Here is a 6417-nt window from a genome sequence, read left to right as displayed (position 1 = left end):
CTCCGGCAGCGTCTCACACGTGGTCTACTCGGTTGATGCAGCCTTCTGGTGGGCTTTCTGGTGGGAATGAGCCGCGATGAAGCGGTACGCCAGCCGGGTCGCCGACCTGCTGAACCCCGCTGCGGTGATGTTGCCCGCCGCGAATGTGATCATGCAGCTGTCGTTACCGGGTGTCGGCTATGGCGTGTTGGAAAGCCCGGTCGACAGCGGCAACGTCTACAAGCATCCGTTCAAACGGGCGCGTACCACCGGCACCTATTTGGCCGTCGCGACCATTGGGACCGAATCGGACCGTGAACTCATCCGCGCTGCGGTCGACACCGCACACCGGCAGGTGAGGTCGACGTCGTCGAGCCCGGTGTCCTACAACGCATTCGATCCTGCGCTGCAGCTGTGGGTGGCCGCCTGCTTGTACCGCTATTTCGTCGACCAGCACGAGTTCTTGTACGGTCCGCTGGACGAGGCCACCGCGGATGCCGTTTACACCGACGCCAAGCGGCTAGGCACCACCCTCCAAGTGCGGGAAGGCATGTGGCCACCGGACCGGGTCGCGTTCGACGACTACTGGAAGCGCTCGCTGGAAGAGCTGCGCATCGATCCCCCAGTGCGCGAGCATCTGCGCGGGGTGGCGACGATGGCGTTCCTGCCGCGGCCGCTGCATGCACTTGCCGGATCGTTCAACCTGTTCGCGACCACCGGGTTCCTGGCCCCGGAGTTCCGCACGATGATGTGCCTGGACTGGGCAGAATCCCAGCAACGCCGGTTTGAGTGGCTGGTGGCCGCGCTACGGCTGGCCGATCGCCTGATTCCCCACCGGGCGTGGATTCTGGGCTACCGGCTCTACCTGTGGGACATGCGCTTTCGTGCCCGGCGCGGCTGGCGAATTGTGTAACCGGCTAGCTGAAGAGGACGACCAACACGATGGCGACCATGCTCAGCAGCGCCATCAAGAACCACGGCTGCAGAAGGAGAGGCCGCTCGCGGGCTTCTTCTGCGTGCGCCGGAAGGGAGGTTGTGCGTTCGGGCGTGAGCTGTGAAGTCATGTATCAAGCATGACTAATTAGTCCAGCGAAGTAAATGTGGTGCTCGCCTCATCGACCCCGCTTCTGCGATCTAGATCACACTTGCCGCTGCCGCTCAGAAGGGAGCAGCTGTATGACTTTTCCGGGACTCAACCACGTCGCGATCACCATCCGCGACATGGCAATCAGCGGCCCGTGGTACCGGACCCTGTTCGGCGCCGACCCGGTGCTCGACGAACACACCGACGCCGGATTCCGGCACCTGGTGTGGCTGCTCGACGGCGGCACGATATTCGGAATCCACCAGCACGAGCTTTCGGCCCCCGACGAGCGATTCAGCGAGTTCCGGGTGGGCTTGGACCACGTCGGCTTCAGCTGCGCCAACCGCGCCGAGTTGGAGACCTGGATGGCCCGGCTCAATGAGCTCGGCGTTCACCACGGCGGAATCGTGGACGCGCCATACGGCTCGGGATTGAGCTTTCGCGACCCGGACGGCATCGCGCTCGAGTTGTTCGCGCCGCCAGGCTGACTGACCAGTAGCGTCCGGGAAGCGGATTCGCGAACAGACCACAGTCGGGTCACGATGTGTCAGCATTACGACGTGAGCCTTCGCCGAACCACGCATGTCCTGGCTGCCGCGGTGGTGGCCACCTGGGTGGCGCTGCTGAGCGCACCGATCAACATCGGCCCCGCGTCCGCTGCGCCATGCCCCGACGTTGAGGTGACGTTCGCCCGCGCCACCACCGAGGCGCCCGGTGTCGGCGTGGTCGGACAGCAATTTATCGATTCATTGCGCTCGCAGGTTGGGGGTAGATCCCTCGGGGTTTATCCGGTCAACTACCCCGCCTCGGAGGATTTCGTGCCATCTACCAACGCGGGCACTAGCGATGCGAGCGCTCACGTCACGTCCATGATCGCCAATTGCCCCAACACCAAGATGGTGCTCGGGGGATATTCCCAAGGCGCGATGGTGATCGATCAGATCACCATCGCGCAATTCCCGATCGCGGGCTTTGTCCCCGAGACGCTAGCCGCGGACCAAGCCGATCACGTTGCCGCGCTCGCCCTCTTCGGGAATCCATCGGACAGATATCTGGGAGGACCGGTAAGCACGGTCAGCCCCTGGTACGGGGCCAAAGCCATTGACTTGTGCGCACCCGGCGATGCGATCTGCACCCCGGGCGGGGGCCTGTCGTTGCCGACGCATGACGAGATGTTCTCCGCGGCGCACCTGTCCTATCCGAATTCCGGAATGCCCGCTCAGGCCGCGGCCTTCGTCGCAAGTCACCTGTAAACAGGGGTCATGCGCGCAGTCGTCATCACCAAGCACGGTCCCCCGTCGGTGCTCAAGGTGCAGGAGCGCCCCGACCCGCCGCCGCCCACGGCCGGCCAGGTGCGCATTTCGGTGCGCGCGGCGGGCGTGAACTTCGCCGACCATCTCGCTCGCGTCGGGCTGTACCCCGATGCACCCAAGGTGCCCAGTGTCGTCGGCTACGAGGTGGCCGGGACGATCGAGGCCGTCGGCGACGGCGTCGACCCGGCGCGGGTGGGCGAGCGGGTATTGGCCGGAACACGTTTCGGCGGTTACGCCGAAATCGTCAACGCCTCCGCGGACGACACCGTGGTGCTTCCGGAGTCGATGAGCTTCGAGCAGGGCGCCGCGGTCCCGGTCAACTATGCGACGGCCTGGGCAGCGCTGCACGGTTACGGCTCGCTGCGCGCCAACGAACGAGTGCTGGTGCATGCCGCGGCCGGTGGCGTCGGGATCGCGGCGGTGCAGCTGGCCAAGGCCGCAGGCGCGATCGTGCACGGCACCGCATCACCGGGCAAGCACAGCCAGCTGGCTGCACTGGGCGTCGACCGCGCCATCGACTACCGCCGCGACGGGTGGTGGAAAGGCCTAGAACCGTACGACATCGTGCTGGATGCGTTGGGCGGCACCTCGTTGCGGCGGTCGTTCGCCCTCTTGCGGCCGGGCGGACGACTGGTGGCCTACGGTCTCTCGTCGCTGCAGCAGGGCGAAAAGCGGTCGCTGCGGCGGGCAGCGCCACAGGCGCTGGCGATGGTGCGCGGGTTCAACCTGATCAACCAGCTCAACGACTCCAAGACCGTCATCGGCCTCAACATGCTGCGACTGTGGGACGACCGCGGCACGCTCGAACCATGGATTGGGCCACTGTCGGCGGCATTGTCCGACGGCACGGCAGCTCCCGTGGTACATGCCGCCGTTGCGTTCGCCGACGCGCCGGAAGCACATCGGATCCTTGCTGCGCGAGAGAACATCGGCAAGGTCGTCCTGGTGCCCTGAGATGGTGGGCGCGGACGGTATCGAACCGCCGACCGCTGGTGTGTAAAACCAGAGCTCTACCACTGAGCTACGCGCCCGTGCCGCGCAAAGATACCGCCCCGACCACTCGGCGCCAAAAACGCCGACCAACCGTTCAGCCCTTCAGTGCCGCCAGCGCGTCGGTCCAAAGTCGCTGGTCGCGGACTTCGCCAGGCTGCTTCATCTCGGCGAACCGAATCGTCCCGGACCGGTCGACGGCGAAGGTGCCGCGGTTGGAGTAGCCGGCGTCATCGTTGAACACCCCATAGGCCTGGCTGACCGCGCCATGCGGCCAGAAGTCCGAGAGCACGGGAAACAGGAAACCGCTCTCGGCGGCCCACACCTTGTGGGTGGGCGGCGGCCCCACCGAAATGGCCAGCGCCACACTGTCGTCGTTCTCGAAGGCGGGCAGGTGATCCCGCAACTGACCAAGCTCGCCCTCGCAGATTCCGGTGAAGGCCAGCGGGAAGAACACCAGCAGCACGTTTTTGGCGCCGTGGTAATCGCTGAGGGTGACCGGCTGTCGATTCTGGTCGCGCAGCGTGAAGTTCGGTGCGGTAGAACCGACCGTCAGCATCAACGGCGCCCGGCACGCGATTTCGGCTGCACCAACCGGCTCGCGCTCCAGTCCCCCAGGTTGACCGACGATGTTGGCATCAGTCCCGCGGTGGGGGCCGACTCTGCGATCTCAGCAGGTAGCACGTGACCTGGCCGGCCGGTCTTGGGCGTAAGCACCCAGATCACTCCGTCGTCGGCCAGCGGCGTGATCGCGTCCATCAAGGTGTCGACTAGGTCGCCGTCGCCGTCGCGCCACCACAGCAATACCACGTCGATAACTTCATCGGTGTCTTCGTCGAGCAACTCGCCACCGCACACATCCTCCACATCGGAGCGGATATCGTCGTCGGTGTCCTCGTCCCAACCCCACTCCTGGACAACCTGCCCTGTTTGGATGCCCAGTTTGCGGGCATAGCTCGGGGCGTCATCCGCCGCCACCACCGTGCGACCTCCTTGTCAGTTCCATGCTTGTCATAGCGTCAACGCGCAGCGCGATGGCATTTATCGTCGCATAGCACTTAGCCTTGCACACCCGGCAACTCATATGGCCGCTCGGCACTGCTTGACGGCTTCGGTTTTGGTGTCGTTGAACTGATTGACGCGCTGATTGAACGCTGCAGTTTCCCCGTGCGAGCGGATGGCTTTCGCCAGGTCGCGCGCCGCATCGGCATAAGCGTTGAGCGCCTGGTGGAGGTCTTGGGACACTGGGCTGCCGGTGCTGTGTTCCACCAGATCGGCACTGTGGTTGAGGGTATCGATGGCAGGGCCTTCGCTGGAAGTGGTGTCGCGGCCCTGGTTGTACGCCGCGACAAAGTCATTCACCTTGTCGACGGCGTCTTTGCTACTGGCGGCAAACGACTCACACGCGCGTACCACGGCCTGCGTCGTGAGCGACTGCTGATGCTGCGACTCCCGCAAGCTCGAGGTCGCTGCCGACGCCGAGACGGACGCCGACACCGACTCCCGGTACGCCGGGGCCATGGCGGTGTCGGCAGTTGGCGCGCCATCGGTGACGCTGGTACACCCGACGATCGCCATCAAGATCGTCGCGACACAGCCGGTCGCCCGCACCCCGACCTGCAGTTGCCGCGAGGCCGGCACGCCAGAAGCCCGTCGCCCAGACATGGGCTTCATGCCGCGAAGCCATCCGATCAGCACAAGTTGTGACGTTACCGGGTCATGGCTTGAGCCAGCTTCGACGGGGACTACGCAGCGCGATCCACGGTGCGGCACGATAGGGAATGGCCCAACAGGGCCGCAGGACAGACCCAGCACCGACCGACGGCGACATCAGCCAAAAGCAGATGAACCGTCACATAAGGAGTAGTGCGTTGACTACTGAGTTCGTACGCCACGATCTGGCGAAAAACCCAACCGGCGCAGGCGAACCCGATCGGGTGCGGGTAATCCGCGAAGGTGTGGCGTCCTACCTGCCGGACATCGACCCGGAGGAGACCGCCGAATGGCTGGAGTCCTTCGACGAGCTGCTGGAGCGCTCGGGACCGTCGCGGGCGCGCTACCTGATGTTGCGCCTGCTGGAACGCGCCGGTGAACAGCGGGTCGCGATCCCGGCACTGACATCCACCGACTACGTCAACACCATCCCGACCGAACTGGAGCCGTGGTTCCCCGGCGACGAGGACGTCGAGCGCCGTTACCGGGCGTGGATCAGATGGAACGCCGCCATCATGGTGCACCGTGCCCAGCGTCCGGGAGTCGGTGTGGGCGGCCACATTTCGACCTACGCCTCGTCTGCGGCGCTCTACGAAGTCGGCTTCAACCACTTCTTCCGCGGGAAATCGCATCCGGGTGGCGGAGACCACGTATTCATTCAGGGCCACGCATCTCCCGGCATCTACGCTCGCGCTTTCCTGGAAGGCCGGCTCACTGCCGACCAGCTCGACGGTTTCCGTCAGGAGCACAGCCATCCGGGCGGTGGCCTGCCGTCCTACCCGCACCCGCGGCTGATGCCCGACTTCTGGGAGTTCCCGACGGTGTCGATGGGCCTCGGCCCGATGAACGCCATCTACCAGGCCCGGTTCAACCACTATCTGCATGACCGTGGCATCAAGGACACCTCCGACCAGCACGTGTGGGCGTTCCTCGGCGACGGCGAGATGGACGAGCCGGAGAGCCGCGGTCTGGCCCACGTCGCCGCGCTGGAGGCGTTGGACAACTTGACCTTCGTCATCAACTGCAACCTGCAGCGCCTCGACGGCCCAGTGCGCGGCAACGGCAAGATCATTCAGGAGCTGGAGTCGTTCTTCCGCGGCGCCGGCTGGAACGTCATCAAGGTGGTCTGGGGTCGCGAGTGGGACGCCCTGCTGCACGCCGACCGCGACGGCGCGTTGGTGAACCTGATGAACACCACCCCCGACGGCGACTACCAGACCTACAAGGCCAACGACGGGGCCTACGTGCGAGACCATTTCTTCGGACGCGACCCGCGCACCAAGGCGCTCGTCGAGAACATGACCGATTCCGAGATTTGGAACCTCAAGCGCGGTGGCC

Annotated in this window: 8 protein-coding genes, 1 tRNA gene and 1 pseudogene; 5 read left to right on the top strand and 5 right to left on the bottom strand. The window is 65.2% G+C overall.

What is annotated here, in order from left to right; all coding sequences use genetic code 11:
* The first annotated feature begins 76 nt into the window (after nucleotides 1-76).
* Nucleotides 77-892: an oxygenase MpaB family protein gene (locus tag WAN71_RS26060; protein WP_422228089.1), complete on the top strand. Its 816-nt coding sequence runs from the start codon at nucleotides 77-79 to the stop codon at nucleotides 890-892.
* Nucleotides 893-896: 4 nt separating this feature from the next.
* Here WAN71_RS26060 and WAN71_RS26055 read toward each other — a convergent pair whose 3' ends face one another.
* Nucleotides 897-1043, bottom strand: a complete 147-nt coding sequence (locus WAN71_RS26055) for a hypothetical protein (RefSeq protein ID WP_422228088.1) — start codon at nucleotides 1041-1043, stop codon at nucleotides 897-899.
* Nucleotides 1044-1155: 112 nt separating this feature from the next.
* Here WAN71_RS26055 and WAN71_RS26050 point away from each other — a divergent pair, with 112 nt between their 5' ends.
* From WAN71_RS26050 to WAN71_RS26040, 3 genes are read left to right on the top strand one after another with little or no spacing between them, the layout of a single operon-like run.
* Nucleotides 1156-1551 carry a VOC family protein gene (locus WAN71_RS26050; protein WP_422228087.1) on the top strand — a complete coding sequence of 132 codons (396 nt, stop codon included), beginning with the start codon at nucleotides 1156-1158 and terminating at the stop codon, nucleotides 1549-1551.
* Nucleotides 1552-1605: 54 nt separating this feature from the next.
* Entirely contained in the window at nucleotides 1606-2316 is a 711-nt protein-coding gene (locus WAN71_RS26045) for a cutinase family protein (RefSeq protein WP_422228086.1), read from the top strand.
* Between the two features lie 9 nt (nucleotides 2317-2325).
* Nucleotides 2326-3330 (top strand): zinc-binding dehydrogenase, encoded by a 1005-nt coding sequence (locus WAN71_RS26040; protein ID WP_422228085.1) that lies wholly within the window; start codon nucleotides 2326-2328, stop codon nucleotides 3328-3330.
* Between the two features lie 2 nt (nucleotides 3331-3332).
* Here the strand turns inward: WAN71_RS26040 and WAN71_RS26035 are convergent.
* The 4 genes from WAN71_RS26035 to WAN71_RS26020 all read right to left on the bottom strand — a co-directional run bounded on the left by WAN71_RS26035 (nucleotide 3333) and on the right by WAN71_RS26020 (nucleotide 5064).
* Nucleotides 3333-3407, bottom strand: a tRNA-Val gene (locus tag WAN71_RS26035).
* Nucleotides 3408-3463: 56 nt separating this feature from the next.
* Nucleotides 3464-3925, bottom strand: a complete 462-nt coding sequence (locus WAN71_RS26030) for a peroxiredoxin (RefSeq protein ID WP_422228084.1) — start codon at nucleotides 3923-3925, stop codon at nucleotides 3464-3466.
* The gene (locus WAN71_RS26025) at nucleotides 3925-4347 is read right to left on the bottom strand and encodes a DUF3052 domain-containing protein (protein ID WP_422228083.1); all 423 of its coding nucleotides are present in this window, start codon (nucleotides 4345-4347) and stop codon (nucleotides 3925-3927) included. The genes WAN71_RS26030 and WAN71_RS26025 overlap by 1 nt, the downstream gene beginning before the upstream one ends.
* Before the next feature lie 99 nt (nucleotides 4348-4446).
* Entirely contained in the window at nucleotides 4447-5064 is a 618-nt protein-coding gene (locus tag WAN71_RS26020) for a hypothetical protein (protein WP_422228082.1), read from the bottom strand.
* 173 nt (nucleotides 5065-5237) lie between these two features.
* On the opposite strand from WAN71_RS26020, the pseudogene WAN71_RS26015 reads away from it, so the two are divergent.
* A pseudogene (locus WAN71_RS26015) lies at nucleotides 5238-6417 on the top strand (pyruvate dehydrogenase (acetyl-transferring), homodimeric type); the annotation flags it as partial.

Source organism: Mycobacterium sp. (genome assembly GCF_049280035.1).
GTDB lineage: Bacteria > Actinomycetota > Actinomycetes > Mycobacteriales > Mycobacteriaceae > Mycobacterium.
The sequence above is the reverse complement of the archived record's forward strand: the minus strand, read 5'-3'. Positions and strand labels throughout refer to the sequence as shown.